The sequence below is a fragment of the Shewanella woodyi ATCC 51908 genome, from assembly GCF_000019525.1.
In the GTDB taxonomy this organism is placed as follows: domain Bacteria; phylum Pseudomonadota; class Gammaproteobacteria; order Enterobacterales; family Shewanellaceae; genus Shewanella; species Shewanella woodyi.
This window is the reverse complement of the sequence record NC_010506.1, coordinates 2,752,222-2,777,436: the sequence shown is the minus strand read 5'-3', so window position 1 is coordinate 2,777,436 and position 25,215 is coordinate 2,752,222. Positions and strand designations below refer to the sequence as shown.

21 protein-coding genes are annotated in these 25,215 nt (G+C 44.2%); 13 read left to right on the top strand and 8 right to left on the bottom strand.

Annotated elements, in window-relative coordinates:
• Positions 1–98 precede the first annotated feature (98 nt).
• The 5 genes from pip to SWOO_RS11570 are packed head-to-tail and all read right to left on the bottom strand — an operon-like array spanning position 99 to position 4,797.
• The gene (gene pip / locus SWOO_RS11590) at positions 99–1,106 is read right to left on the bottom strand and encodes a prolyl aminopeptidase (protein WP_012324886.1); all 1,008 of its coding nucleotides are present in this window, start codon (positions 1,104–1,106) and stop codon (positions 99–101) included.
• Between the two features lies 1 nt (position 1,107).
• Positions 1,108–1,890: an ABC transporter permease gene (locus tag SWOO_RS11585; RefSeq protein ID WP_012324885.1), complete on the bottom strand. Its 783-nt coding sequence runs from the start codon at positions 1,888–1,890 to the stop codon at positions 1,108–1,110.
• A 2-nt stretch (positions 1,891–1,892) separates the two neighbouring features.
• Complete coding sequence (locus SWOO_RS11580) at positions 1,893–2,621, bottom strand: ATP-binding cassette domain-containing protein (protein ID WP_041417613.1); 729 nt, start codon at positions 2,619–2,621, stop codon at positions 1,893–1,895.
• Entirely contained in the window at positions 2,618–3,598 is a 981-nt protein-coding gene (locus tag SWOO_RS11575; RefSeq protein WP_012324883.1) for a PQQ-dependent catabolism-associated beta-propeller protein, read from the bottom strand. Before SWOO_RS11575 ends, SWOO_RS11580 begins: the two co-directional genes overlap by 4 nt.
• Positions 3,595–4,797 (bottom strand): ABC transporter substrate-binding protein, encoded by a 1,203-nt coding sequence (locus tag SWOO_RS11570; protein ID WP_012324882.1) that lies wholly within the window; start codon positions 4,795–4,797, stop codon positions 3,595–3,597. Before SWOO_RS11570 ends, SWOO_RS11575 begins: the two co-directional genes overlap by 4 nt.
• A 269-nt stretch (positions 4,798–5,066) precedes the next feature.
• Between SWOO_RS11570 and pedF the strand changes: the two genes are divergently transcribed.
• From pedF to SWOO_RS11510, 13 genes are all read left to right on the top strand, one after another.
• Entirely contained in the window at positions 5,067–5,510 is a 444-nt protein-coding gene (gene pedF / locus SWOO_RS11565; protein ID WP_041418123.1) for a cytochrome c-550 PedF, read from the top strand.
• The gene (locus SWOO_RS11560) at positions 5,497–6,396 is read left to right on the top strand and encodes a substrate-binding periplasmic protein (protein ID WP_012324880.1); all 900 of its coding nucleotides are present in this window, start codon (positions 5,497–5,499) and stop codon (positions 6,394–6,396) included. Before pedF ends, SWOO_RS11560 begins: the two co-directional genes overlap by 14 nt.
• Before the next feature lie 227 nt (positions 6,397–6,623).
• Entirely contained in the window at positions 6,624–8,390 is a 1,767-nt protein-coding gene (locus SWOO_RS11555) for a PQQ-dependent methanol/ethanol family dehydrogenase (protein ID WP_012324879.1), read from the top strand.
• 303 nt (positions 8,391–8,693) lie between these two features.
• Positions 8,694–10,214: an acetaldehyde dehydrogenase ExaC gene (gene exaC / locus SWOO_RS11550; protein WP_012324878.1), complete on the top strand. Its 1,521-nt coding sequence runs from the start codon at positions 8,694–8,696 to the stop codon at positions 10,212–10,214.
• Positions 10,215–10,296: 82 nt separating this feature from the next.
• A complete protein-coding gene (locus SWOO_RS11545) occupies positions 10,297–12,465 on the top strand; it encodes a NosR/NirI family protein (protein WP_195742886.1) in 2,169 nt (722 codons plus the stop codon).
• 105 nt (positions 12,466–12,570) lie between these two features.
• Positions 12,571–12,642, top strand: coding sequence for a pyrroloquinoline quinone precursor peptide PqqA (gene pqqA / locus SWOO_RS25950; RefSeq protein ID WP_082930703.1), 72 nt, complete (start codon positions 12,571–12,573; stop codon positions 12,640–12,642).
• A gap of 75 nt (positions 12,643–12,717) precedes the next feature.
• Entirely contained in the window at positions 12,718–13,635 is a 918-nt protein-coding gene (gene pqqB / locus SWOO_RS11540) for a pyrroloquinoline quinone biosynthesis protein PqqB (RefSeq protein ID WP_012324876.1), read from the top strand.
• Between the two features lie 8 nt (positions 13,636–13,643).
• The gene (gene pqqC, locus SWOO_RS11535; protein WP_012324875.1) at positions 13,644–14,393 is read left to right on the top strand and encodes a pyrroloquinoline-quinone synthase PqqC; all 750 of its coding nucleotides are present in this window, start codon (positions 13,644–13,646) and stop codon (positions 14,391–14,393) included.
• The gene (gene pqqD, locus SWOO_RS11530) at positions 14,393–14,659 is read left to right on the top strand and encodes a pyrroloquinoline quinone biosynthesis peptide chaperone PqqD (protein WP_012324874.1); all 267 of its coding nucleotides are present in this window, start codon (positions 14,393–14,395) and stop codon (positions 14,657–14,659) included. The genes pqqC and pqqD overlap by 1 nt, the downstream gene beginning before the upstream one ends.
• Positions 14,652–15,767 carry a pyrroloquinoline quinone biosynthesis protein PqqE gene (gene pqqE / locus SWOO_RS11525; protein WP_012324873.1) on the top strand — a complete coding sequence of 372 codons (1,116 nt, stop codon included), beginning with the start codon at positions 14,652–14,654 and terminating at the stop codon, positions 15,765–15,767. The genes pqqD and pqqE overlap by 8 nt, the downstream gene beginning before the upstream one ends.
• A complete protein-coding gene (locus tag SWOO_RS11520; protein ID WP_012324872.1) occupies positions 15,764–17,707 on the top strand; it encodes an insulinase family protein in 1,944 nt (647 codons plus the stop codon). The genes pqqE and SWOO_RS11520 overlap by 4 nt, the downstream gene beginning before the upstream one ends.
• 77 nt (positions 17,708–17,784) lie before the next feature.
• Positions 17,785–18,933 carry a nitric oxide-sensing protein NosP gene (nosP, locus tag SWOO_RS11515; RefSeq protein WP_012324871.1) on the top strand — a complete coding sequence of 383 codons (1,149 nt, stop codon included), beginning with the start codon at positions 17,785–17,787 and terminating at the stop codon, positions 18,931–18,933.
• Positions 18,926–21,490 (top strand): hybrid sensor histidine kinase/response regulator, encoded by a 2,565-nt coding sequence (locus tag SWOO_RS11510; protein WP_012324870.1) that lies wholly within the window; start codon positions 18,926–18,928, stop codon positions 21,488–21,490. Before nosP ends, SWOO_RS11510 begins: the two co-directional genes overlap by 8 nt.
• A 21-nt stretch (positions 21,491–21,511) precedes the next feature.
• Here SWOO_RS11510 and SWOO_RS11505 read toward each other — a convergent pair whose 3' ends face one another.
• The 3 genes from SWOO_RS11505 to SWOO_RS11495 all read right to left on the bottom strand — a co-directional run bounded on the left by SWOO_RS11505 (position 21,512) and on the right by SWOO_RS11495 (position 25,194).
• On the bottom strand, positions 21,512–22,168 hold the full coding sequence (locus SWOO_RS11505) for a response regulator transcription factor (RefSeq protein ID WP_012324869.1): 657 nt from the start codon (positions 22,166–22,168) through the stop codon (positions 21,512–21,514).
• Positions 22,169–22,387: 219 nt separating this feature from the next.
• The gene (locus SWOO_RS11500) at positions 22,388–23,548 is read right to left on the bottom strand and encodes a porin (protein WP_041417612.1); all 1,161 of its coding nucleotides are present in this window, start codon (positions 23,546–23,548) and stop codon (positions 22,388–22,390) included.
• Between the two features lie 269 nt (positions 23,549–23,817).
• The gene (locus tag SWOO_RS11495) at positions 23,818–25,194 is read right to left on the bottom strand and encodes a DUF3422 family protein (RefSeq protein ID WP_012324867.1); all 1,377 of its coding nucleotides are present in this window, start codon (positions 25,192–25,194) and stop codon (positions 23,818–23,820) included.
• Positions 25,195–25,215: the final 21 nt, after the last annotated feature.

Here is a 25,215-nt window from a genome sequence, read left to right as displayed (position 1 = left end):
GATAGTTTTAGTAAATTAAACACTAGCAAATAGAAAAAGCGCGTCTCACATTGAGTCGCGCTTTTTGTTTGCTAAACCAGTCTTTTAATACATACCAATTAAAGCGAGTTTGCACTCAAATCACTGCCAACACTATCCGTTAACTCCACCAGCGCATCGACCATACTCGCCTCTCCTGCTGAGTGCCCAGCTAAAGGCAATACAGTCAGACGCGCTTCTGGCCAAGCTTTTGACAGCGTCCAAGCTTGTCTGAGAGGACACACCATGTCATAGCGGCCATGAACGATATAAGTAGGAATTTGTCTTATTTTATCAATACTGGACAATATAGGTTTATGTTCAATAAAGCACAGTTTCAGGCTGTAGTAGAGCTGAATAATAGCTGCGGCGCCTTCGTAGGGCTCGCTAATCATCACTTCTGGGAGGGTTTCAGCAAGTACTTCAGTTAAGCTAAAACTCTCCTCTCTTAGGGTCACTATCTGTTGCTCCCACTGGTTAAACGCCTGCAACACCTGTGAGCGGCGAATATAATCAGTACCAACAAGTAAGGCATACAAGCTCTTTAGTGGCATAAGTTGCTCATCATCTGTTAACACTGACATAAGCTGTTTCCAAGCCTCTGGAAACACGTTAGCGGCGCCACCGTCGCTATACACCCAGTCAATGTCTTGCTGCCGGCCTAAAAACACGCCACGTAGAATCATCGCCAGAACACGCTCTGGGTAATGTTCTGCATAAACTAAGGCTAACGTTGCTCCCCAGGAGCCACCAAACACCACCCACTTATCGATATTAAGCCTATCTCTTATCTGCTCCAGATCATCAATTAAATAGTCTGTGTTGTTGTTTTCAAGGCAAGCGTAGGGCTTTGAACGTCCACACCCACGTTGATCGAGCAAGATGATCCGGTAAAGTTCTGGGTTAAAATAACACCGATGTGAAGCCCGGCAGCCAGAACCTGGGCCACCGTGGAGGAAAACAATAGGCACTCCCTCTGGATTACCACACTCCTCCACATAAAGCTGGTGTACCACCTCCCCTTTTTTGGCAGGCATAGAGAGCAGGTGATCTGCATAAGGCTCAATATCTGGATACAGTAATCGCATCTTACCCTCTGAAAGTACGCTTAGGTGCGAAGTTAAACATAGCCAATACCGAAACTAGAATCGTGGCCAGAAAAACCACTAAAAAAGCGCTAATATTTAACTCTTGATAAAGCGCGAACCTTAATAACTCAACACAATAACTAAATGGATTATAGTTACAAATCCAATATAACCAAAGACTTGCTTCTTTCATCTTCCACAATGGATACAGCGCGCTTGAAAGAAAGAACATAGGGAAAATGACAAAGTTCATTACACCAGCAAAATTCTCTAACTGTTTGATTAAGTTTGAAAGTAGTAAACCCAGCGCCCCGAGAAAAAACGCAATTAAAAAGATAGCCGGTATCGCAGTAACATAACCCCAAACAGGGGTATCGACATCCACAAACTGAGCTATCAATAGGAAGATACAGACCTGAATCAGTGACAATATCGCGGTGGCTATCAGCTTACAAAGCAATAAAAATGGTCTTGGCAGCGGACTGATCAATAAAAGCTTCATGCTCCCCATCTCTCTGTCATACACCATAGAGAGTGAGCTCTGCATGCCATTAAACAGGACAATCATGCAACACAGTCCAGGGGTGATATATTGCTGATAAGTGATATAGGTGCCATAGGGTTCCATTATCGATACCCCTAAGGCCGCCCGAAAACCTGCCGCAAACACGACTAGCCAAAGTAAGGGACGAATAAGCGCACTTAGTAAGCGGGTGCGCTGCTGTACAAAACGTAGAAATTCACGCTTAATGATGCCAACTAAGCAGTAGTAATAGGGCATCATATTCACATTAACTCCACTTGCTGAGTCAACTTCCGATATAGCTCAAACAGATCGTTAACTCCATGCTTTGTATAAAGCTTCTGACATTGCCCTGCAGCGCATATTTGACCTCTGTCCAGCAGCAGAAGTTCATCATCGCTATTAGCTTCATCCATTAAGTGTGTCGCCCACAAAACACAGATATCCATCTCTTTCGCTAATCGTCTAACGTGTTCAATAATCAGTAGTCGACTGTCTGTATCTAAACCAACGGTGGGCTCATCGAGCAGAATCACTTTAGGTCGATGCATCAAGGCTCGGGCGATCTCTAACCGTCGTTTGTGGCCGCCATTCAACACTCTGACACGCTCGTTCAGTCTCTGTGATAGCTCCAGTTTTTCAAGGATTGGTGTAACACGGTTGAGGGAATCCATTGCCGAGAGTCCGTGCAGCGATCCTTGATAGATCAAATTCTGTTTCACGCTCAGATCGAGATCTAACGTGCTCTGTTGAAACACCACGCCAAGTTTCGACAGTGCCGCCCTTCTGTGCTGAACTAAATCTAGCCCACAAAGCTCAATCTCACCCTGCCCTCGATTAAACAAGCCAGTTAGCAGCGAAAAAAGTGTACTCTTTCCAGCTCCGTTAGGACCCAGTAGTAGATTAAAGCCAGTACCTAAAGAGAAATTTAGCTGTTTAAGCACCTCTTTATTGCCATATCCGTAGGAGAGATCTCTCACCACGATACTCATTGAACCTCCTTAATCATCACTCCCCATGGATAACGCCCCACCTTGATAGATTTGGTTACTTTCAGGTTTTCTACATCGACTACAGAGACATCTCCGCTAACGCCATTAGTCGTCAGAAGTAAACTTTGATCTTGGTTAAAGGCAAGTTGCCATACCCGCCTTCCTACCAACAGGTATTTTTCAATAGTTAAGGTTTTTCTGTCTATCACAGCCAGATGATTTGCAGGACCCAATGCCACAAAGGCGTAACGGCCATCTCTGCTCAGCTCAATTCCCACTGGCTGCACCCTATCGCTGTGGATCCCATTAACCTCAAACGTGAATGTTTTTACAATCTTCCTTGTAGCAACATCAATCACCACCAGTTCACCACCAATTTCAGAGCTAACCCAAAGATGTTTATTGTCTTGAGTAAACATGGCAGATCTTGGGCGCGCAGCCACTAAGGTATTATCGAAATTCTCATAGGTTTCGGTATTGATCCAATGAACCATATTGGTGGTTTCAGAGGTAACCACGACAATTTTGCCATCAGGACTGACTGCTAACCCTTCTGGCTCAACCCCCACATCTATTTGAGTCTTTACTGTACGAGTTGCAATATCGATAACGGTTAGTAGCGCATCATCCTCATTGGAGGTGTAGATAGTTTTCCCGTCAGGGTGCAGCGCAATGGTCTCAGGATCTTCACCAGAGGGAAGCTCGCCAATCACCTCCTCTGTGGCGAGATCTAAGATCTGAATCGTATCTGAATCACTGGCGCAGATATAAGCTAGAGATTTATCATGATTAAAGATTATTCCTCTCGGTCTTTGACCTACGGGAATACGTTTAATCACTTTTTGGCTAGCTAAATCAATCACAGAGATATCATCATCTTTCTCATTGGTGACATAAGCCAGCTCTGCGGCAGGTAACGAAAGTGCGAACAGACAACTTATCCCAACGAGTGGATTAGCTATAATTGCTAGCTTCATATTGACTCCTTTTGACCAGCACATTGCGACTCCTGACGATCAAACCCTAAGGTATCAAGCTCGGTCACTGGATGAAGTACCCCAGCTTGGGGAGAGAGCGAAACCACACCATGGGGCTGAACAAGGGCTATAGGCATCCTCAATTGACCGCTCCAGTGGCGGTAGCTAAGCTTTCTGCCTTTATAGGCAGCCAACTGAAAATCATCTGACTTTATGTAGTTAATAATCTTTATGGGGCTTGCTGTTTTTTGTTGATGGACCGCCTCGGCAATACTTCTCACCGCAAGGTAGGCACTAAAATCGAGCTCATTCATGTTGCGCTCAGCCAGCGCATTAAAGCGATTTTGTAACTGGGCGGCCCCCCACTGCTCTATGGTGAAATGCCAGGATAAAGCTTCTAAACCAGCGGAGCCCACAACAGGGCGTGGTAAATAGGTATTAAAGGGAAGGTATTCGGCAAAGTCTTTGGTTCTATCAGCCACATAGACCACATCATAATCATCACGAGTTTGGGTAAACAATGGTACCTCCTGCTGCGCACTTCGCCTTAAATCAGTATCAAAACGCCACTGTTTCTCATCCAATATCTTGATGCCAAAGCGTTTAGCTGCACGTTTAAAAGAATTATTTAGTGCCATATCTTGCTTATTTTTACCGCTAACCAGCAACACCTTGTTAAAACGTCGGCTGAGTAACCATTGAGCGATGGCATCGGATCTCATTGCATCACTAGGAACGGTGTGAAGGGTTGAGCTTAAACACTGTTTCTCTCTGAGAAGATCCGATGTCTCATTGACATTAAAGATCAGTAACTGCTTATCTTCAGCCCATTCATCTGCTTTGCTCAAAAGCTCAGCAGGCACATCTAAAATAAAATATGACTGACCAGCGTTAACCTCAGCGGAAAAGTGTGCCAATAGGACTTTGGCTGAATCAAACTCTACATAGTTCAGTTCAAAATTCTGTTTAAGAAACTTACCTGTGGTATTTGAGTCATTAACCGCCAGCTCAGCGCCTCGTTCTCCGCTATCGCGCGCCATATCAATCACATTTGAAAGCGCCGGAGACTTAGCTTGATTCAGCTTTAAATAGTTAATGTTTATCTCAATAACACTGTTATCACTCGCCGCCAGTAATGGGGATAGATAAAAGAGTGATAAAAAACAGCAGCACTTCAATCTGATATTGGTTTTTCTCACCCTTACCTCTCCAGCCCTATTCCCAAAATTATCTCTTGTTAACCAGCATATAGAAGAAACCTCGAACTACAAAACCTGGACGCAACAAAGCCACAACAATGTAACCAACTGTAAAATATTAATTTTATTGGCAACAACAGGTTTTCGCTATCATTTCTCCTACTAAAGGAGGAGAACGAATTAGGCCAAAGTGTAATTCGGAATGGCATATTTGCTGGTTAGTATTTATGCATGAAATCAGAAATTACGATGATAAAGGTGGATTTGAGATGAAAATAGTTAGCGTAAAAAGAAAGTTCCTATTGGCAAGTATATTTATTGTCGGCGCTTTCAATGTTTCCGCCCATGGACCTGTTACGCCACAATCCATTGATACAACATCGCTGCCACAACTTGGTGAAGAGTGGCTAGAGGAGAACCCATACCGAGATCAAAATAGCGATAAACAGAGTGATATTTTGCGGATCGGAGCCTCGGCCTATAACCAAAACTGCGCACGTTGTCATGGCTTAGAGGGGATCTCTGGCGGAATAGCACCAGATCTTAGACAACTGGCTCCCGATCTCGATGGCGATGAATGGTACGGATATCGAGTTCAAAATGGCGCAGTACGTAATGGCGCTGTCTACATGCCCAAGATGACAGAGCATCTTACTCAAGAAGCGCTTTGGGCTATCCGGACCTGGTTAGAGTCTGTCAGTGAAGAGAATTAACTCACTGGCTCTGGGACTTTGCCTACTCACTTGCGTACTCACAGCCCCGAGCTTAGTAGCTAGATCATTTGATGACATTATAGAGAGCCAATACATCACTGTGGCTGTCTATCGTGATTTTGCCCCCTTCTCCTATCAAATTGATGACGCAGCTTACGGGATCGATATTGATCTCGCTCATCAAATAGCTAAGGAGTTGGGACTTGAGCTACGCCTAAGGTGGATGACAGCCGATGAGAATGTAGAGGATGATTTAAGAAACAACCTCTGGAAAGGCCACTTTCTAAAACGAAGTGTTGCCGATCTAATGCTGCGAGTCCCCTATGACAAAGCCTACTCCTTGATGCGTGATGATATCGGTGAGCTTGTCCATGAACAGGTACATATGTTTGCCCCCTACCATACTGAATCGTGGCAGATCATCTATAACTCAACACAGATAGAATCCGTCTCCACCATTGCCGTGTTTCAATACCATGATATCGGTGTCGAAGTTGACTCAATCCCCCAATTTTATCTGACATCAGCCTTTGGTGGTCGAATGCGTGAGCGAGCCAAGCACTTCTCATCCATCCCCTTAGCTATCGATGCAATGCGACAAGGCGAAGTGGATGCCGCCATGGGACTTAGAAGCCAAATAAGCCATTTTCAGCAGGAGATTGACACCACAAAATACCCATTAGCGCAAAATGCTTTTCCTATGATGGGGCGGCAACAGTGGGATATTGGCATGGCTATCAAGAGTCAATACAGGCAGCTAGGCTATGCCATTGGCGATATCGTTGAAAGCATGATCAAGCAAGGTGAGATGGAGAAGATATTTTCCAAGTATCACGCTATCTACCAAACTCCTGAGCTCTACCTTCCGGCTAAAACTCATCCTTAGTTGTCCTACTAAGTGATGATACAAATCCCTATGGGGTGCAATAGGCGAGCAGATAGATACGTTTTACGCTGTATAACCAAGCTACCACAAACTGCTCGTTTCAGAGCTTCCGTAGGATAGCTGAACTAGTTAGTGATTAAGGCAAGATTACGGCTTTGCCAAATTGCTAACAATATATAACACGCTACACCTAAGGTTAACTGGACACGATCCCGTGAGGAAATACAATGATAAAAACACGCAAAAATAATAAGTTATCATTATCTCTTTGTATTACATTAGCACTCTGTGGTACTGCGAGTGCTAATGTAACCAATAAGGATATCGCTAACGACCAGATGACAACAGATGATGTTGTCTCTTATGGAATGGGACTACAAGGTCAAAGATATAGCCCTCTTACTAAGATTAATACCAGTACAGTTAAAGAGATGCGACCCGCTTGGGCTTTCTCCTTAGGGGGCGAGAAACAACGTGGTCAAGAATCACAGCCAATGATCAAAGATGGCGTCATGTATATTACTGGCTCCTATTCGCGTGTATACGCCATCGACGCCAGAACAGGCGAAGAGTTGTGGCAATATGACGCTAGATTACCCGATGGGATCATGCCCTGCTGTGATGTGATCAACCGTGGTGTAGCCCTCTATGATGACCTTGTAATTTTTGGCACCTTAGACGCTAAGCTCGTTGCACTAAATAAAGATACTGGCAAAGTCGTATGGAAGAAGAAAGTTGAAGACTACAAAGCCGGCTACTCAATCACTGCAGCACCAATTGTCGTCAAAGGCAAGATTATAACCGGTGTCTCTGGTGGTGAGTTCGGCATAGTCGGTAAAGTCAGAGCCTATGATGCTAAAAATGGTCAAATCGTATGGGAGCGCCCTACGGTCGAAGGCCATATGGGCTATATCTGGAAAAATGGCAAAAAGGTCGATAATGGGATCTCCGGAGGCAAACCCGGTCAAACTTGGCCTGGGGATCTGTGGAAATCTGGCGGCGCAGCGCCATGGCTTGGAGGAACTTATGATGCCGATGTGGATCTCCTCTTCTTCGGTACAGGTAACCCTGCGCCATGGAACTCACACCTGCGTCCAGGTGACAACTACTTCTCAGCGTCACGCTTAGCTATCGATCCCGACACAGGAAAGATTGTCTGGCATTTTCAGACCACGCCACATGATGGCTGGGATTATGATGGAGTCAATGAGCTGATCCCATTTGATTACAAAGAGAAAGGTAAAACCATTAAAGCGGCAGCAACCGCCGACCGTAATGGCTTTTTCTACGTACTCAACCGTGAAAATGGCGACTTTATCCGCGGCTTCCCTTTCTCCGATAAGATCTCATGGGCTTCAGGCTTAGATGAAAACGGCCGACCTATTTTTGTTGATGCCAATCGCCCGGGTAATCCTATGGATTCAGCGGATGGTAAACAGGGTAAAACCGTTGTTGCAGCTCCCTCCTTCCTAGGAGGAAAAAACTGGATGCCGATGGCCTATAGCCAAGATACAGAGCTCTTCTATGTCCCCTCAAATGAGTGGGAGATGGACATCTGGAATGAACCAACCGCCTATAAAAAAGGCGCTGCCTATTTAGGTGCTGGCTTTACGATTAAAGCGATTAATGATGACTATATTGGTGTACTTAAAGCGATAGATCCTAAAACAGGTAAAGAGGTCTGGCGTTACAAAAACTACTCCCCTCTTTGGGGAGGTGTACTAACTACAGCTGGTAACCTCGTCTTTATGGGTAACCCTGAAGGATATCTGCTGGCTTTTAATGCCAAGACAGGTGAGCTTAAATACAAGTTCAATACTGGTTCTGGCATCGTTGGATCTCCTGTTACCTGGGACATGGATGGTGAGCAGTATGTTTCAGTCCTCTCAGGTTGGGGCGGCGCAGTACCTCTTTGGGGAGGCGATGTGGCCAAGCGTATTAAGCATCTAAATCAAGGCGGTAGTGTCTGGACCTTTAAGCTACCTAAAAGCTAAAAGCTGTCCATAGCAAGTCATACCTGTAAAAGGGCTGTCACTGACAGCCCTTTCTATTTTTGCATCAATGCCCAATGCCCTTAATGTATGTCAGGTTTTATCGCTATAAATCATGGCTTTTTAACATTTCATCATACTAACTTCCTTCTAAAGTATGAGTTTTTTTGTGCCAAGGGATCATGTTTTGTCTTGCAGCGCAGGACTACTATGAATCATCAAGAAGCTTTGGATTACCCCAGAGCAAACAAAAACAAGACCATGGAAAAGAGGCAAACTCTGGCAGGTCTAGATTCGAGGTGAAATATGATTTATGCATATCCGGGTAGCGACAATTCAATAGTTTCTTTTAAAGCGCAATATGAAAACTTTATCGGTGGTAAGTGGGTACCGCCAGTAAAAGGCGTCTATTTTAGCAATACGACCCCAGTTACCGGTGAAGAGTTTTGTAAAATACCTCGCTCATGCGCACAAGATATTGAGCTTGCATTAGATGCTGCTCACAGCGCTAAAGAAGCATGGGGCAACACCTCAGTACAAGAGCGCTCAAACATCTTATTAAAGATTGCCGATCGCATCGATGAAAATCTAGAGGCTTTGGCCGTCGCTGAGACGTGGGATAACGGTAAAGCCGTACGTGAAACCTTAGCTGCAGATCTGCCATTAAGCTCAGATCATTTCCGCTACTATGCAGGATGTATCCGTGCTCAAGAAGGCACCCTGTCAGAGATAGACAAAGACACAGTAGCTTACCACTTCCATGAGCCACTAGGGGTTGTCGGTCAGATTATCCCCTGGAACTTCCCACTACTGATGGCAGCATGGAAGCTAGCTCCAGCATTGGCTGCAGGAAACTGCATTGTGCTTAAACCTGCTGAGCAAACCCCTGCGAGTATTTTGCTGCTAATGGAGTTAATTGAAGATCTACTACCTGCTGGGGTACTGAACGTAGTCAATGGCTATGGTAGAGAGGCCGGGGAAGCACTGGCCACCAGCACTCGTATCGCTAAAATCGCCTTTACAGGCTCTACGGCAGTAGGTGGACACATCTTAAAATGTGCAGCTGAGAACTTAATCCCCTCTACGGTCGAGTTAGGCGGTAAGTCACCTAACATCTATTTTGGTGATGTGACTCAGCATGAAGATGATTATCTTGATAAGTGCGCCGAAGGTTTTGTATTAGGCTTCTTTAACCAAGGTGAGGTCTGTACCTGTCCATCTCGCGCATTAGTGCAGGAAGATATCTTCGATGAGTTTATGGCTAAAGTGCTACAAAAAACCAAAGAGATCATACGTGGCAACCCACTCGACACCACCACTATGGTTGGTGCTCAAGCATCCCAAGAGCAGTTTGATAAGATCATGGGTTACTTGAAAATAGGCAATCAAGAGGGAGCAAAAGTATTAACTGGCGGCGATCAGGAAAACTTAGAAGACTCGCTTGGAAATGGTTTCTATGTACAACCGACTATTCTCCAAGGAGATAACTCCATGAGAATCTTCCAAGAGGAGATCTTTGGCCCTGTGATAGCGGTAACCACCTTTAAAGATGAGGCTGAAGCGCTAGCCATCGCAAACGATTCAGCTTACGGTTTAGGTGCTGGTGTTTGGACACGTGATACTAACCTTGCCTACCGAATGGGACGAGGCCTACAAGCAGGACGTGTATGGACAAACTGTTACCATCTCTATCCCGCTCATGCCGCATTCGGTGGTTATAAGAAATCCGGTATTGGTCGTGAGACACATAAGATGATGCTAGATCATTATCAGCAAACTAAGAACCTGCTCGTGAGCTACAGTACTAGCCCACTCGGTTTCTTCTAGTCGCTTTTATTTCAACACCAAGGCAAACGGCCCACACATAAAATGTGTGGGCCAAAAATAGTAAAGCTTTCGGGGCGTTAACATGGCACTTTTAAGGTGGATAAGACTCGGTCACTTTCCCAACTTCAGCCTCCTTTTGATGTTAACGCTCCCTTTTCTCACCTCTATAAGTTTAGCCAATAGTGATGTCACAGAGATCCCAGCAGAGATAACCCAACTTTTTCCAACTGCAACAAGAATCGGTTTGCAAGATAAAGTATTACCAGTCACCCCAGTCTATCAACTCAATCAACTCTTAGGTTATGTATTTGAAACCGATGAGCTCACTGACTTTATCGGCTTTTCTGGCGAGTCTATTAACCTGCTCATCGGACTCGATACCAAAGGCGTCATGTCAGGACTTCAGGTCATTAAACATCATGAACCGATATTTTTACATGGATTAGGTGAGTCATCCATGTTCAGCTTCGTAGAGCAATACAAGGGACATTCGGTCAAAGAGCGCTTTATCATTAATAGTCAGGATAAAACCTCTCAACAAGCCACCTACTTTGACGGTGTCACTCGCGCAACAGTGTCAGTGATGGTGATCAATGACACCATTTTAGCCTCGGCGCTCAAAGTGGCTAGAGCTAAGCTTGAGGGCTTTGTAGCAGCCTCTCCCTATATCATAAAACCAGATTACTTTACCCCTATGGGCTTTGATGAATTACTTGAATCTGGTTACCTTCAACACTGGCAATCATCCCAAATAGAACTCAGCGCTCTACCCCGTGAACTTATCAATGAGATTGAGCGACTGACAGAAGAAAGTGAGTTAGCAGGAAAGGCCCCTTTTATCGATCTCTATTTTGGTTTTGTAAATATACCTATCATAGGAAAGAATCTTTTAGGTGAGCGAGAATATCAGCGCCTATTAGAGAATCTAAAACCAGGTGAATACGCCTTGATGCTATTAAATTGTGGCCAATACTCATTTATCAGCGAGGAATTTATCCCCCAAACAGTCTCTAATCGATTAAGCGCCGAGCAAAATGGATTTCCAGTGGATCTACGCGATATCGATTTTTACAGCTTCAGCGAACCTCTATTTAATACAGATATGCCTGAGTTTACTGATCTCAAGGTATTTAGAATAAAGTCTCAATCTGGCTTTGAGCTACACAGTCAGTTTGAATTAGGCCTGTCTGTGTTCTATAACCAATCTTTTTTAAGCCAAAAGCAGCACAAATTCCTCAACAAAATTCAACTACCTGAGCAACTATTTGCAAAGCAGATATCGCCAGACACTTTAATCCCACAAACTCCACTCTGGCTAACCATTTGGCAAAGTAGACAGATAGAGATAGCGGTGTTCTCACTCTATCTGTTTCTGCTAACACTCATCTTCATAAAGCAGCAATCGCTTGCTTCTAATGCCAAGCTCACCCACTCAATTCGAAACCTTGCTTTGCTATTCGTGGTCGGCTTTATCGGTTACTACAGCCAAGGGCAACTCTCGGTGGTAAACATCTATACCTTGCTGCTCTCTATCGCTAATGGCTTTCAGTTGGAGGTTTTTCTATTCGATCCCATTATCTTTATTCTATGGGTATTTGTGTTTGTGACTCTCTTCCTCTGGGGAAGAGGCCTCTTTTGTGGCTGGCTATGCCCTTTTGGTGCCCTGCAGGAGTTTATGGCCCTGCTGGCTCAAAAATTAAACATCAAGCAGATACAGGTCAACCCAAAGGCTGACAAGTATGGACGAATGCTCAAATATCTTATCCTATTCACTTTAGTCGCAACGGCGTTTTACTCCCTCACACTGGCAGAGCAACTGGCAGAAGTGGAGCCCTTTAAAACCAGTATTACCTTAAACTTTATTCGTTACTGGCCGTTTACACTCTATGCCGTCGTGCTACTTCTGCTTAGTTTGAAGATCCATAAGTTCTACTGCCGTTATCTTTGTCCACTGGGCGCAGGTCTTGCTCTGCTAGGACGTTACCCTCTGTTTAAGTGGTTAACTAGGCGAAAAGAGTGCGGCGCACCTTGTCATCTGTGCCAGCGAAAAAAGTGCGGTATAGAGGCGATTAACAATAATGGAACTATCAATTACAGTGAATGTATTCAATGCCTTGAATGTTTAGTGACCATAGAGAGTCCTAAATTATGTGTAGTAGAACGATATGGTCAAAAAGGCAGTAAACCTTCTCGAGTAAAACCAGTAAGTGATAATAAGGGTGTGATTTATTGTTCAAAAAGTGAAGTTTAGGGGCATTTTCGTCCTTTTTTCCGCCCAAAGTATAATGTTTTATTTTTTTAGCAGCTTTTATATTGGAATACAGTAATACATAAAATAACCGTGGAGGAGCAAGCGATGTGGACCAAACCAAAATTTGAAGATATGCGTCTAGGTTTTGAAGTTACTCTTTATATCAGTAACCGTTAAACAAAAATCCCCATAACCTTAGGTTGTGGGGATTTTTTTATAAAAATAATAACAATAAAAGAGGACACTTGCTCTATGCAGATACTCATTCTTGGTTCAGCAGCGGGTGGCGGATTCCCGCAATGGAACTGTCATTGCGATAATTGTGAAGGAGTACGTAGTGGGCGCATAAAAGCCCAAGCAAGGACCCAATCCTCAATAGCGGTCAGTCCAGACGGCGAAAACTGGGTACTGATCAATGCCTCTCCAGATATACGTCAACAGATCAATCAATCACCACAACTCTGGCCCGATGAAGGTCAAAGAGGCACAAAGATAAGAGCTGCAGTGCTCTCTGATAGCCAAATCGATCACACCACAGGTCTACTGACCCTTAGAGAGGGACTCCCTCTTCCTGTTTACTGCACTGATGTTGTTCATGAAGACTTATCTGGAGCTTATCCACTTTTTAACCTACTGAGTCATTGGCATGGCGGACTGACACATCGAGCCATAGGAACAGATCCTCAAACTCCCTTTACTGTTGAACAGGTATCAGGCTTGGTGTTTTATCCCGTCCCATTAGAATCGAATGCACCACCCTACTCTCCCTACCGTGATGACATCGTACCCGGCAATAATATTGGCCTCAAAATTCTTGATAGCAATACTGGAAAGTATCTCTTTTATGCACCAGGCATCGTCAAATCAAACTCGCTTGTAGAAGCCATGTTAGCTGACGCCGAATGCGCCTTAATCGATGGTACGCTTTGGTTAGACGATGAAATGATAGCCAAAGGCTTTAGTAATAAGCTAGGTTCAGACATGGGACATATGCCAGTAAATGGTGAGTTTGGCACTGTAGCACTGCTGAAAAAATTTGATATTAAACACAAAATACTGATCCATATTAACAATACAAACCCTATTTTAAATGAAGAGTCTGCAGAGCACAGTTATGTGATTAATAACGGTGTTGAGATCGCGACCGACGGTATGGAAATATTCATATAGAGGTAACAATGCAAGCCTGGACTAAAGAAGAATTCGAACAAAAACTCAAAGATAAAGGGTCGCTTTACCATATACACCATCCCTACCATAAGATGATGCATAAAGGTGAGTGCAGCGTTGAACAGATCAGAGGTTGGGTTGCCAACCGCTTCTATTATCAGATCAATATTCCCGTTAAAGATGCAGCCATACTGGCAAACTGTCGCGATGTAAAAACTCGCCGCATGTGGATCCAACGTATAGTGGATCATGATGGTTCAATTGAAGATAACACCTTAGGTGGTATCGAGGCTTGGCTAAAACTCGGTGAAGCGGTGGGACTGAATAGACAAGATATGCTAGATGAAAAGTATATCCTGCCAGGGGTTCGGTTCGCGGTCGATGCCTATGTGAATTTTGCCAGACGAGCCTCATGGCAAGAGGCGGCCTGCTCATCACTTACCGAGATGTTTGCGCCAGAGATACACCAAAGTCGCCTTAATACCTGGCCAGAAAACTACCCTTGGATAAAATCCGAAGGATTAAGCTACTTTCAGATGCGACTCTCTCAAGCAAGGCGAGATGTTAATCATGGCTTAGCGATCACTTTGGCACATTTTACGACCCGAGAGCAGCAGGAGCATGCACTGAATATTTTGCAGTTTAAACTCGATATTCTTTGGTCCATGTTAGATGCAATGACATTAGCTTATCAGTATGAGCGTGCGCCCTATTCACAGCTTATTGATGCGCCTGTCTATCATAAAGGGATCTTCTGATGACACTGACGGTACCAAAGATGAATCCACTGTTTAGATTACAGTTTGAAAAAGCCCAAGGCTGCTTTGTCCTTCTCTACCCCGAAGGCATGGTTAAGCTCAACGAAAGTGCTGCTGAGATATTGCAACTTGTTGACGGCAGCGCCTCTGTTGATGAGATACATAAACAGCTGCAACACAAGTTTCCACAGGCTGGTGACATTCGCCATGATATCGAAGAGTTTTTACTGGTTGCACAAGAAAAAAGATGGATAAGCTATGTCTGAGAATACCAGCGTTGGCCCACCACTCTGGCTTTTAGCTGAGCTAACCTACGAGTGCCCTCTCCATTGTGCTTACTGCTCTAACCCTACGGACTTAGGCAAAAGAGAGGATGAGTTAACCACTGAAGCTTGGCTTGATGTACTCAGTCAAGCAAGAGAGCTTGGTTCTGTTCAGCTTGGGTTTTCAGGAGGAGAACCTCTACTTCGAAAAGATCTGGAGATCTTAGTCGAACATGGTCGCAAGCTAGGTTTTTATACCAACCTAATCACCTCTGGGATTGGGCTGACAGAGAAACGGATCAAACAGTTAAAACTAGCGGGGCTGGATCATATTCAAATAAGCTTTCAAGCGGCAGATCCTCAGCTCAATGATGCAATAGCTGGACGGGGGAAAGCGTTTGAGCAGAAACTAAAGATGGCCGAGGTGGTGAAATCAGAAGGTTACCCTATGGTGCTAAACTTCGTGATCTCTAAACAGAACATCGCGCAGATCCCGCAAATCTTAGCCTTAAGTTGTCAGCTAGATGCCGATTATGTTGAGTTGGCAACAGCGCAATACTACGGTTGGGCATATGATAATCGCGATCACTTGCTTCCCTCTCAAGCCCAGCTTCGCCAAGCCGAAGAGACCGTCAATCAATTTCGTGCTCAACAAGATAATAAAGGGCCTCAGTTTATCTTTGTTACTCCTGATTATTATGAGGATCGCCCAAAGGCTTGTATGAATGGTTGGGGAAGTACATTTCTTACCATAACCCCAGATGGCAGTGCACTCCCTTGCCACAGCGCCAAGATACTCCCGCTCACTTTTCCTAATGTAATGGATAAAACAGTCACAGAGATCTGGCAAAACGATTTCTCTTTTAACCATTTCAGGGGGGAGAGTTGGATGCCTAAGCCCTGTAAGGATTGTGATGAAAAAGAGAAAGACTTTGGAGGATGCCGCTGCCAAGCATTTATGTTGACCGGCGATATGAACCGAACCGATCCTGTTTGCAGTAAATCGGAAGACCACCACCTCATCGCTCAGGCCATCGAACAAGCGAGCGCACCGAAAAATGCCATCAAACACCGTAAACGAGTCGCGGATATCGCTTTAGTTAAATTATGAGCAACCAATTTCAACAAGAGGAGGTATTGAGCTTTCATGAATATACAGCAACTAGATACCGACACAGCTCAGGCCTTCTCCATCTGGATATAAAACAGCAAGAGGAGCTTAACCCCTTAAGCTCACAAACAGCGCCTCAATCTGCACCTGAGTCCAAAAAGATAAGTACAGCATATAACGCAGTTTTTTTTATCAAGACACCAAGTTATGACGACTCCGGCTTAACTCATGCGCTAGAACATCTAGTCTTTAGACGCAGCATAGATTTCCCCCACCTAAGTACCCTGTTTCAGCTTACCTCACTGACAAGTGCTAGCATCAACGCGTCGACCTTAGATGAATACACCTGCTTTCACTGCACCAGTGATAACAGATATGATTTTGAGCTTGCTCTGGAATATTTAATCCATGGCATATTATCTCCTGTTATCACTCAAGATGATCTCACTAAAGAGGTTTATGATGGCAACCAGTGCGGGGTTATCTTTCAAGAGTTGAAGGGTTGTGAGCGCAAGCCTGCCCACCTTGAGCAGATGCAGATCCTCAGAGGCGATACAGCCCCACAGCGGATCCACTGCTATGGTGGAGTCAGTAACACACTTGGGCAGTTAACACTGGGCTCTATCATCGAATATCACCAGACACATTATCAAGCAAGTAAAATTGAGCTGTTTACCGTATTACCAGATAACTATGAGATAGCCCAGCTACATGGGCTTCTAGACAAGGCCCTGACACGATTAAGTCAATCAAAGCTAAGTGCGAAAGCCGATTTAAGTACTTCAGTTGCTAAATCAGATGCTTCCGCCCATACATCTTCAAAGAAAGGAGAAGCTCAAACATACCAAGAGTCTCCAGAAAAAATCTATACTTGGTGGCTAGATTCGGGCTATCTCAACCTTATTCTTGCCCAGTTCGATGAGTTAGTGGCTTTAGTCGATAAGGCTGGTACAAAAATACTAGCCATCTCCACAGACTTTAATAATCTGCAACAGTTTGCGCTTCGCGTTATCAGTCGACCCAATCAAATTCAGCAAACTCAAGAAAGTCTTCTACACTATCTATCGACTCAAAACCTTGAGCCCACAATCCCTGACAGGCGTAACCCTAGGTATCCAGAGCAGATCAATAACATTATTCAATTTCATACCTTACGTAATACTCATTTTAAAGTTAAACAGTGTAACTTGCTTGAGCAGCTTAAACAGCCTCCATTAAGCAGCCTTTTGGCTCACATTCAATCTAATAGGAAGCAAAAGCAGGAGCACAATGAAGCCCCAACTCTCAACGCTTCTCTCAAAAAAGTATTCAGCTCAGTCCATGAACCTTTAGCAATACCATCAGCTATTTGTCAGGGGCAACTAAAACACTATGAATCTAAAACGAGCTCTGCAGTAAACGGTTATTGCAAACAGAGTAAGCTCCCTCAACCTCTTCACACTCTCTACCTAAAGCTTAATCAATCAAAAGAAAACGAGCACTCGCCTGCATTTAACGTTAATGTAACAAAAGCGTCCCAAGCCAAGAGTGAGGAGCATTGGATCTGCTCTGTCCCTATTAATGACGTTAATCAGTTAACAGCTTGGCTGACAAGTTTTGTATTGGGGGCTTCATCGCTGTTTTTGCAGCCAAGGTTAAACGGGGAGTGTTATAGCATCGCCAGTTTATACCGTGATGATACTAAAGAGTTAATCCTCTATAGCGCGTTCGATATTAACACGAGCTCTCGAGGGGAAACCGTCAGCAGTTCGCTCCAAGGTATTGCGGAAGAAACGACGTTTATCGCTGATGCATTAACCTTAGCTAAGCGAAAATTACAGATGTTACATCTTGCTTTTGACAGCGATAAACAAAAGGAACTTAAAAGGAGTTTAAGTCAAATAACAGACAGAAACTTAGTCGACTTTATAAGAGAACTACAGCGCTTAACCACTCGATAATGACACTTTTGACCACTAGAAATGACATTACAACTTTGATAACAAAAATAAGATGTCAGTCAGTAACAGGGTAGAAAATGACTAGAATAAAAACAAAATATGCAGTCAGTAGAGATGATAATCCACAACAGGCGAGTCTGGAGATATTTGAACAACTTGGTCAACCTCAAGATGGCTTTGTGCTGTTTTACTGCTCAGTGGTTTACCCACTCGACACGCTGGCTAAAGCGATGAGTAAACAGTTTAACAGTGTAGAGCTTGCTGGCTGCACCACGGCCGGAGAGTTAACCTGCGAAGGTTACGAGCAGCACTCTATCGTCGCAATCTGGTTCTCTCCGGACTATTTTGCCGTCAGTGCAGAGCTAATTGATTCTATCGAGACTTTCAGCCTGATCACCGCGCAAACTAAAGTCAACCGACTACTGGAAACCTGTAGTTCAAAGCAGCTTACAGAGATAAAAAACAACACCTTTATGTTAACCTTAATTGATGGACTGTCTACCAAAGAGGAGCAGTTACTCAGTATCTTGAACTCGGCCGCTAACGGTATTCCCCACTTTGGCGGCTCTGCGGGCGATGACATTAACCTTGCCAATACCCATGTGTATCACCAAGGAAAGTTTGTTCAACAAGCAGCCATTGTCATTATGGTTAATACCCTATGTCAGTTCGAAGTGTTCAACTGCAACCACATTAAATCCTCGATTGAGAAACTTGTGGTTACCGCAGCAGATGCCAAGAGCCGTACTGTTTATGAACTTAACTCAGAGCCTGCGGCACTGGAGTATGCCCGTTTCTTAGGGGTCGATATCAACGATCTCAGTCCTGAAATTTTCTCACTCCACCCATTAGCGGTCAAAATTGGTGGCAATTACTATATCCGCTCCATACAAAAAGTGAATAAAACCGATCTCAGCCTCACTTTCTATTGCGCCGTGGATGAAGGCATCGTCCTTAGTGCTGTCGAGATGAGTAACATTATTACTTCCCTGTCGGGGAAATTAGAGACACTCGAACAGAGGTTTGATAAACCTGAACTGGTACTCGCCTGTGACTGCTTTCTCAGGCGACTTGAGATTGAACAACGCGCTCTCAATGACGAGATAAAACAGTTACAAAAGCAGTACCGCATTTTTGGCTTTAATACCTATGGCGAGCACATCAACGGCATGCATCTGAACCAAACTTTTACCGGTGTTTATATCTCTGGAGAGCTTAATGAGTGAGCAAAGCTTAGCCGAAGAGGTCGCTAGACTTAAACTTCAAAACAGCAAGTTAGAGAAGATAAATCAGGTCCTGATGAAACGTGTTGAGGAGGGAGGCGGCAATCAAGACGAGCCCTATGCCGCCTTTGAACACTCAGTGCAGCTCGCTGAGCAAGTTAAGGAGAAAACCCAAGCTCTCAATGATACCTTAGCGCAACTCGAGCGCAGTAACCGAGCACTAAAACAAGCTAACGATCAGGCCAATATATTTAAACAACGCTTTATTGATGCCATTGAGAGTATCTCAGATGCCTTTGTACTACTCGATAACGATGGACGGATCATTCTGCAAAACAGCCACTTCGTTAATTTCTGGCAAAAATCTGGTCTTAAAATTGAGGAAGGCGTCAACCTTAATGACTTTAAAGCTCTCGCAAAAACGCGCGGTATTATCTCCCAAGCTTATCCAGGAGATGCCGACAATAGCCCCGTCTATAAACTCTCAGATAATCGCTGGTTCCAACTGAGTGAACGCCGAACCCGTGAAGGCGGCTGGGTGATGCTATACACAGACATTACAGCACTGAAAGTCGCAGAGAGCGAGCGTTATGAAAAAGCGATGGCCCAAAAATCGAAACTACTGCAAAATCTAGTCGATAATCTCTCCCAAGGGGTTGTACTGATCAGCAGCCATGATCAAGTTGAGGTGTGGAACAAACGCTTTGTTGAGATGAGCAAACTCTCCACACAAAAGTTACGCTCTATGCCCTACTTCACTAATCTGCAAAACTCTACCGAGCTGGAGCTTGAGCCCAAATCAAATACACAAGACGATCACTATGTTCAGACCCTCTCTAACGGCTCTGTGATTGAGATCCGAGATCATCGCTTAAAAAATGGCAAACTGATCAAAACCTTTACCGATATCACCACTCGCCATCGATATGCTGAGTCTTTGAAGAAGAGTGAGAGCTGGTTAAGGCTAATTACTGATAACGTGCCTGCTATGATCGCCTATGTGGGCTCAGATCTAAAATTCCAATTTACTAACCAGGTCTATGTTGATTGGTATGGCTGGGCGAAAGGTGAGCTCTATGGTCTTGAACTAGAGCAAAGCCGTATCCATGGGGACTTTATACAACTGCAACCCTATGTGGATCGCGCCTTAAAAGGGGAAAGTGTCAGTTTTGAAATTGAGGAGTTAAATAGTGCAGGCCAGCCTGCTCACCTGCTTAAATCCTATGTACCAAACAGAGATAACACAGGTGCAGTGCTGGGTTTCTTTGTGCTAGTAAGAGACATTACAGCAAGAAGAAATAACGCCTTAGCACTGCAAAAAGCCCATGACCAACTGGAGCTTAGAGTAAAAGAGCGTACCTCCCAACTGCAAAATTTAAACGATGTACTTCAAGTTGAAGTTGAGGAGCGACGTCAAGCTCAACTGAATTTAACCGCAGCAAAAAGTGAAGCGGAAATAGCCAATATCTCAAAGACCAAGTTTCTCGCTGCCGTTAGCCACGACCTGTTACAACCCCTTAATGCTGCACAGCTTTTTACCAGCTCACTCGCCGAGCAAGTATCAGACATAAAATCATTTTCACTATTAGGGTCCATCTCAAGCTCCTTAGACGATCTGGAGAACCTTATTAGTACACTCGTTGATATCTCTAAGCTTGATGCCGGTGTGGTAAAAGCCGATAAAAGCGCATTTAACCTTGGCGAACTCCTTAATAATCTCGCTAATGAGTATCAACAGATCACTGACCAATTTGGTGTTGAGCTACGCCATGTCTCATCTAACGCCGTAGTTCACACTGACAGCGTTTTACTGGCGCGAATACTGCGTAACTTTCTCTCTAACGCCTTTAGGTATACAGATAAAGGCAAAGTCCTGCTGGGTTGTAGACGCCAAGGTAACACGATAGTAATTCAGGTATGGGATAATGGTGCCGGGATTGCTAAAAACCAGCTAACTGAAATTTTTGAAGAGTTTAAACGATTAAAGTCATCACAAACGGCCTTCAGTAATGGTTTAGGTTTAGGTTTGGCCATCGTCGATAAGATCTCCAAGGTTTTAGGCCACCCTATCCAAGTACACTCAACACAAGGAAAAGGCTCAGTATTCTCTGTAACAGTCCCGATTGGAGAGGTGATCAGTAACCACAGAGCCGATGATAAACTTAGCCGAGTATTAGCCAATACCGATCTTGCCGAGCGCAAAATCTGGCTTATCGATAACGACGCCAGTATATGTGATGCCATGTCTCAACTGCTCAATGGGTGGCAGTGTCAGGTTATTACTGCAACCAGTCTGGAGAGTCTCAAAGAGAAAGTAGATATCACGTCTGACAGCGCAGATATTTTGATTGTCGATTATCACTTAGATGATGATATTAATGGTTTAGATGTCGCTATCGAGATCAATCAAAACCGAGAGTTTGATCTCCCAATATTAATGATCACCGCCAACTACAGCGAGGAGCTAAAAGCCAAGGCGAAAAAAAGAGGGATCTTACTGCTAAATAAGCCAGTAAAACCGATGAAGTTAAAAACATCTATCTTATATTTGCTGAAATAAAGCTGTAGAAAGTTGAGAGTATTAACGTTTGAGATATTGATTAAAATCGATATCACTGCAGCCTACAACGGCCTGCACACGGTTTGACACCCCTAATTTTTTCAAGATAGATGACACATGGGACTTAACCGTGGTTTCCGACACATTTAAGTTGTATGCGATCTGCTTGTTCGCCTCCCCTTTAGTCATGCACTTCAACACCATAAGTTGACGACGGGTGAGTGATGAGAGCATCTCAGGCAGCAGCTGATACTCTTTCTTTGAGCTGGGGCTAGATTTGGTACGAATGATATCCGCTGGCAGGTAAATATTACCCTCAAAAACCGTCTCTATCGCTTCTGCGATAGTCTCTTTCGATGAGGATTTAGCGATAAATCCTACTGCGCCATACGCAATCGTCTGTAGAATAACTTGTTTCTTATTTTCTGCTGAAACCACCACAACAGGTGTTGTTGGGCACTCATTACTTAAATCTAATAATCCATTGAGTCCAGACATACCAGGCATGTTGAGATCGAGCAAAATAAGGTCGATATCATCGTGCTCTTTTGCAAAGGCTAACGTCGATGCAATATCTTCAGTTTCATAGGTGGTGCTGTCGGGAAACTTACTCCCAAAAATGTGCACGATTGCATCTCTAAATAGTGGATGATCATCTGCGATCAAGACCTTGTACATGACACTGCCTCTATATTATTTGAGCTATATCACAATTTAACCTACTGAGCGCTGAATACAATAGCCAGACTTCATCCATTAGTAGTAGACAGAGGTCTATTTAGTGCCGTATACCCATCAGTAAAAAGATGTGATTGCTCTGTAAGAAGTGACTTAGAAGAGCGGAGCAGGAAACAGTTAAGCCTCCCACTCCAGGGAGAATTTTAAATAAATTGATGCCTAGAATGTGAACACTGCGCCGATAGAGAGTGTATTGTTCTCTTCGCCAACTAAGGAGTTAGCCACATCCGCTTCGGTCTGGTTATATTCAACAACCGCAGTGAGTCCTGGGCGTATGGTTCTGAAATAAGCGATACCGATATTAGAGTGCTTAGCATCAAGAATACTGTCAGTGTTCTCGACTTCTGACTCACCATAGGTCAAAACAAACCGGTTACTATCGAGCGTATAAGCAGCCTGTAGCAGATAGCCATCAGACTTTATTGACTCATCACCCACTAGGTGATCGAGTCCAGCAATGTGCCCTAACCCTTTAGTTTGAAACCCTGATGCCGTGAAGGAGAAGCCGGAAAACTTGACATTGGCACCATAGCCCACGCCCGATTGGTTCTGCTTCACATCATCCACTTCACTGGACTGAGTCGCACCACTGACCCAAGCTTTCAAGTTTACCTTATCCATCTCAGTGCTATATATGAGTTCGGCTTCAGCTCGAGGTAGCTCTTCAGAGGAATCCGCAGCGACCTTGTTGGGATCCATCAGTCCAACGGCAATTTTAAACCCATTTAGATCCGGCGATCGATAGGTTATTTGCGACTTAGGAAAGGGATAGGTATAACCTGTGCTGATATTACCAAATGAGACATTGCCGCCATCAACAAGGCCAAAAAAGTCAGAAGTTTGGCCAAAGCCCAACAGGAGTTCGTCACCTAAAATATTCGCTCGGTTAAGTAAACCAAAATCCTTACCGACTAATAACTCTCCCCAATCGCCACTAACAGTGCCATAGAACTGACGGATATCGATCAAAGATCCTGTTCCAAGATCCGCTGGAGATGCATCACGATGGTTATCAGCATCACTTATCGACACCCAGAAAGAGGAGCGCATGCCAATTTTCATATCAGAGAGTTGATTAGAGAAGTTAAAGCCTATGTTATTGGGTAAAAAGCCCGTTCTGACGCGAGATTGGTCACGTTCTGATGTCGCCCCCTCTGCGTCAGTTTTCTCAATAGAGCTGTTAGCATAGAAAGCATTGACTAAGCCATCGGCACTAAAAGACATGCCATCATTTTCATAGATCTCTAATGCAGCACTTGCATTAAATGTCGTCATACAGATAGCGACACTCAGTAAACTCAATTTAGCTTGTGTATTCATCATCTCACACCTTCTTCATTATTAGTTCAGCTATGATATGAGTAGTTAACCCATGACTAATATTGCCCAATCGCTTGAAATATTTATTATTTAGTAGCAATCGAAAGTGCTAAGGCTAAAGCATGAAGAGAAAATGACAGGGATGAGATAACAGGATGAGCACTAAGGGATACCATCATTAACTAGGAGGTAAAACCCACGAATTTCACATAAAAAATGACCCGTTAAGGTCATTACCGATAGAAAATGTTAACAACAAACAGAACAGGCTATAGCGGCCGCTCAGGCTCTTTTCTGATATAGCCCATGGCGAACCTAAGTAGCCACCATGCAAAGAATAGAAACACAGGCACTGCAACTCCTTTAAACATCAGCTTATTAAACTGATACCCATTGGCATTAAGTGCGCTGAGAATATACTCTAAAAGTCCCATTAAATAATACGCCATGGCGGCTACTGATACCCCTTCAACCATCTGCTGTAATCTAAGTTGAATCTTGCCTCTCTGATTTATTGCATGTAGTAGCTGCTGGTTTTGCTGCTCAATACTTAGATCAACCCGAGTTCTGAGCAAACTGCTTGCTCTGGCGATACGACGGGTAAGATCTTCCAACCTTTGAGTTAAGGCCTGGCAAGTTCTGATCCCTGGGTTCAACCTTCGAGTCACAAACTCATTAATACGTTCAACTCCGGTGATATCTTGCTCCTTTAACTGCTCAAGTCGAGCGCAAACAAGGGCATAATAGGCATTCGTTGCGCTAAATCGATAGCTGATATCTGCAATCAGCTGCTCAGTTTGTCCGGCGAGGTTAGAGAGTTTATCTAACATCTCACTGTCATCGTGTTGTGACAAGTTGGCCATCTGTTGATTTAACGCGACAAGCTCACTCTCCATCTGTGACACCTTAGGTGACAACTCCCGTGCTATCGGCAAACTAAGCAGTGCCAACATCTGATAAGTCTCTATCTCTAATGTTCTCTGGATAAGTCTCCCCGCCTGATAGCTGTTAAGCTGCTCACTCTGTATGATGGTTCGGCTAAACCCATCACTGTGCAATCTAAAGGAGGAGTAGACTCGGGCGCGCCCATCAGCGACAAGACTACCTATCACTTGCTGCCCCTCAAAAGCCTGATATATTTCCCGCTCAGAGAGCTCATCTTTACTGAAAGTGAGATTTATCGCGCAAATAAGTTCACCAACCAACTCATCAAACCAATCTTGAGGCACTCGCTCTGTACTGTAACCATCGAACAGTTGCATACCTTGACCTTTGCGAATAAAGCTATAGGTAGAAAACTCAAGATGCCGCTCCCATCTCAGCTCAAAACCGCCAAAGTCCTGAAAAAAACAGCCAGCGTCAATACAGGGCGGATTGACACTGTATCGATGACAAAAAGCGCTTAGATGTTGATACTCTCTCTGACGCTGTTCCAAGTTGACTCGAATGGCTAGATGACTAACGCAAGTGGGAATACCTACTTTTGGTGAGGGTCTATTATGTAGCTCTAAGGAGATCTGTTGACGAAGTGGGGAAACAGGTATGGATCTTTGCTCAAAACGAGCCTCGCACGCCTCTTCATTATTCAGGCACTCCGATACCAAACTCTCTGGTGCTATAACAGACTCTTTAATAGCTTGATTCACATCGACCTCCAGTTAATGCCC